This window comes from Mycobacterium sp. TH-M116, from assembly GCF_057473685.1.
The window spans coordinates 1-4,256 of sequence record NZ_JBYCLC010000221.1 but is presented as its reverse complement, the minus strand read 5'-3'; the positions used below and the strand labels follow the sequence as shown (position 1 = coordinate 4,256).

Annotated in this window: 2 protein-coding genes and 1 pseudogene; 1 reads left to right on the top strand and 2 read right to left on the bottom strand. The window is 66.4% G+C overall.

Annotated features, from left to right (window positions below):
- Both AC2VOK_RS11340 and AC2VOK_RS11335 read right to left on the bottom strand, forming a co-directional pair.
- On the bottom strand, positions 1-1,781 hold a 1,781-nt coding region (locus AC2VOK_RS11340; RefSeq protein WP_428900557.1), incomplete at its 3' end, for a type I polyketide synthase.
- Between the two features lie 62 nt (positions 1,782-1,843).
- Positions 1,844-3,634 (bottom strand): NAD(P)/FAD-dependent oxidoreductase, encoded by a 1,791-nt coding sequence (locus AC2VOK_RS11335; protein ID WP_428900556.1) that lies wholly within the window; start codon positions 3,632-3,634, stop codon positions 1,844-1,846.
- A gap of 302 nt (positions 3,635-3,936) precedes the next feature.
- Here AC2VOK_RS11335 and AC2VOK_RS11330 point away from each other — a divergent pair.
- Positions 3,937-4,256, top strand: a pseudogene (locus AC2VOK_RS11330) (hypothetical protein); the annotation flags it as partial.

Below are 4,256 nucleotides of genomic sequence, written 5' to 3'. Positions count from 1 at the left end.
CGTGATTGGTCGGCCCGAAGTTCGTCGACCAGTGACCAGTTCGTGTAGTGCGAGAGCTCCCGATCGCACCGCAGGATGCTCTCTGTGAAGGCGGTATCGGAATCGAGCAGCCCCCGGCACATCTTCCACCACTGCGGGCCCATGCCGGTGCATACGTACACCAACGTGCGCACACCGGTCGGAGTGCGGGCCGTGTCGTTTGTCACGACGTCGGCCAGCGCTCGAAGTTGTTCGCGCGCTTCGCTGACGCTGCCCACAACCACGGTGCGGCGGTGACTCAGGTGAAAGCGGCGCTGGCTGAGGGTGTAGCCGAGATCGAGCAGGGTGAGATCGGGGTGAGCGTCGAGGTGCGAGGCCAGCTCCTGGGCTCTGGCCGCCAACGCCTCCGGTGTGCGCGCCGAAACGGGCAGGACGGCCAGCGGCAGCGCCGGCCGCCCGTTCGCGGCGGGAACGCGGACCGGTGTGGGCGGTTCGGCGAGCACGACGTGGGCATTGGTGCCGCCGAAACCGAAGGAGTTCACCCCCGCCAGGCGGCGGCGGCCCGCGGGAAACGAGCGGCCGGTCCGCGCAACGTCGACGTTCAAGTCTTCGAAGGGAATGCGGCTGCTGAGCTTTTCTACATGCAGGGTGGCGGGGATGTAGCCACACTTGAGCACCAGCGCGGTCTTGATGAGCCCCGCTACCCCGGCGCCGGCCTCCAGGTGCCCGATGTTGGATTTCACCGATCCGATCAGCAGGGGGTCCGCGACGGGCCGGTGGGACGCGAGCGCATTGGCGAGGGCCCGGACCTCGATCGGGTCGCCGACGGGGGTCCCGGTGCCGTGCGCCTCGACGTACCCGACCTCGCCGGGGTGTACGCCGGCTCGCCGCAGCGCGGCCGTGATGGCCGCTTCCTGCGCGTCAGCGCTGGGAACGGTGATGCCGTCGGTGCGACCGTCCTGTGACACCGCCGTGCCGAGGATCTCGGCGTAGATCTCGTCGCCGTCGCGCAGCGCTTGCTCGAGCGGTTTGATGACGACGACGGCGGCGCCTTCGCCCCGCGCATAGCCGTCGGCCGAGTCGTCGAAGGCCTTGCAGCGCCCGTCAGGGCTGAGGAACCCACTCTTGGATTCCGCGATGGCAGTGTTGGGGCCGATCATGACGTTGACGCCGCCGGCGAGCGCGAGTTCGCATTCACCGTTCCAGATGCTCAGCGCCGCAAGATGTACCGCGACGAGCGAGCTCGAGCACGCCGTGTCGATCGTCATGCTGGGGCCGCGGAAGTCGAAGGCGAACGAGATACGGTTCGCCAGCATCGTCATCATCATCCCGGTGGCGGAGTGGGTCTTGAACCGGTAGCGACTCGTACGGCCCTGATTTTGCAGGAGCTGGTAGTCCAGGGTGAAGCCGCCGACGAAAACCCCGACATCGGTTCCGGCCAGAGCATCCGCCGGGAGCCCCCCGTCCTCGAGAGCCTCCCACGTTGTCTGCAGCAGGAGGCGCTGCTGGGGATCCAGCAGGTTCGCCTCGCGCGGGGAAATGCCGAAGAATTGGGCGTCGAACTGATCGATCTCGCCGAGGAATCCGCCCCGGCGGGTAACCATCTTGCCGAGCTTGGCGGGGTTGGGGTCGTAGTATTTTGCCGTGTTCCACCGCGTTTCGGGCACGACGCGCGTGGCGTCGGTTTCGCTGCACAGCAGCCGCCAGTAGCTCTCCGGGGTGCGGGCCCCGCCCGGGAAGTGGCAGCCGATCCCGACGATCGCCAAGGATTCACGGGGCGCGTGCCCCCCGAGCATGTTCATCTTTTCATCCCGCCTGCTGGGCCTGTAGTGGTGGCGCGACAACCGCGGTGTTTTGTTTCCTGTCAGCTGAATTCGAGGGCCGGCGCGGCGCCGAGAACCCACCCGTCACCGATGGGGTTGGTCAGCTGCTCGTGGCGGTAGACCGAACGCAGTTCTCGTAGGAGGGGATCCCGTTGCCATGCCTGGGCCTGCCGCATGACGTCGTCGTCGGAAAACTGTCCACACTTTTCCGCCACCACGGTTTCCACCAGTTGGCCCGCCACCTGCCGAAGCAGCCGCGCGTTCGTATGGAACTGGGCCGTGTAATTGGTCGCTGTGCCCATCATCGCGGTGTGGAGCCTGGCCATGAACGTCATCGGTTCGTACAGATCGACGAAGCCCGCCGACGGATGTCTTCCCTCAACCGCGGCCCATTCCCGGAAAAACCGTTGCATGCGGTTGCTGAGGTCGATCATCCCCTGCAGGTGCGGCACCACACCGGGATCGTCGGCGACACTGGCAAACCGGCCGTTGCTGTAGAGCAGCCCCAGAAAGCCCCAGTAGAAAGCGATGTCCCAGATCACTTTGGCCGACATGACCGTCTGCGAACCCATCAGCGCGTATTGATCGCGGTAGATGGCGAGCCACATTTCGGTGAGCGACCGGAACAGTGAGTCACTGATGCCGGATCGGGCGACCACGTCTTCGCCGTCGAGCTCACGGGCGATCATGTCGGTGATGAGGCCGTTGCCGATTGCAACGAGGTCGAGACCCGACGAATACAAGGGATCGAGGAAAACTCCGGAATCGCCGGTGATACACCAGCGTTCGCGCCCGTCGTAGACTTTGGAGACTCCGTGGCTGTAGTGGCTCATCACCCGGAAATCTTTGATCGAGCTCTCGTGCTCTGCGAGGACCGCGGCGCACTGCGGCTCATGGTCGCGAAGCCACGATTGCGCTTTGGCGAGCGTGTTGAAGCCATCGAACGGATGGAAAGCGGGATCCGCGACGATGCCAACACTGGTTGCCCCGGAAGCGAGTCGGATGAGCCAGACCCAGTAGCCCTCGCCCATCAGGTGGTTCGTCGACAGCGCGCGGTCACCCTCGGTCAGACGCGCCCCATAACCCGGGTCCTCGCTCCACTGGTTCACGTCAATCTCTGCCGCGACGCGCAGCCAGGCGGCATTGCAGTGGTGTTCGGTGGCCCGTCGCAGCCCGAGTTGGCGGGCAAGCGTCCGGGTTCGTCCCGATGCGTCGACCACCCAACGAGCCGTCGCGCGAGTGACGGCGTCGCCGTCTTGGACGGTGATGACGTGGGGCCGGTCCCCGGTACCGATCTCGACGGATCGCACGCGCCCGGCGACGATCTCGACCCCCTTGGCCAGGCAGCGCCGGTGCAGCTCGTTCTCCAGCCTGCCGCGGTCGATCTGGTAGGTCACCTGCGGGATGAACGAGGAGCTGCCGAGTTCCATGCGCTGGCCGATGTCGGTGTTGCCGTTGCGCGAGAAAAACATGCGCAGGCCCATCTTGCGAATTTGGGAGCTGTTCAGATGGTCTGCCAATTCGAGGCGGTCCCGCAGATAGTGCGCGGCGATTTCGACCGTCGACTCGCCGACGGTGTGGGTGATCTCCGGTACCGGGTGAGGGTTCGGCCCGATGACGACGATCCGCGTTTGGGGCCGTGCCGTACGTAGCTCCAACGCTAGGGTGAGCGCAGCGACGCCGCAGCCGGCGATGGCGACATCGTGCTCCGGGCCGGCCGCGTCGGCGCCCAGCAACTGCGCTTTTATCCTCTGCACCAAGGATTCCCGCGCATCCTCGGGCAGCTGCGCCAGCTGTGCTCGCAGGTCCACGCGCACCCTCCCCAAGCACATTTACAACTGGTTATTTAATAGTTAAGAATGTACACGATATGGGATTCTGGCAAGCGGGCAAGCGAGACCCGGCTGACTGCATCCACCGCGCCGAAGACGGCTGCGGCGGGTTGAGGGATGTCTCGGTGTCCCCCGCGTCGTGCGGCAGCGTGCGGAGCCCGACCGGCCCCGTCGCGCCGTTGCGTGCAGATCTGTGACCACAGGCTGGGGGCTTTCACCGGGACTTTCGGCCCTGGCGATCGGCGCCCCGACGCCGAAACATGGATGGGAACCTCAAACCGAGATCCCTGCGAGGGCCGCACATGCCTGACCCGCAAGACCGTGACCGCAACGCCTCGGCGCCGGGCAGCAGCCCCGGCGGGTTCGCACCGTGCCACCTGCCGAATGTGATCGCGGCGATCGCCGCGAGCGCGGGCATCGTCGTCGGCAGCGTCGCTCCCTGGGGTAGTTCTTCCTCGGGTGCGGCGCACGGTGCCGAGGCGGGCGTCTGGTGGCAGGGAAAAACCACCTTCGCCCTCGCGGCCGTTGCCGGCATCGCGTTGTTCACCCTGCTGCGCCGCGCGAGAACCGGGGCCGGCGCGCGATGGCTGCCCGCTCTGGCATGGCTCGCCGCGGCCGCCGG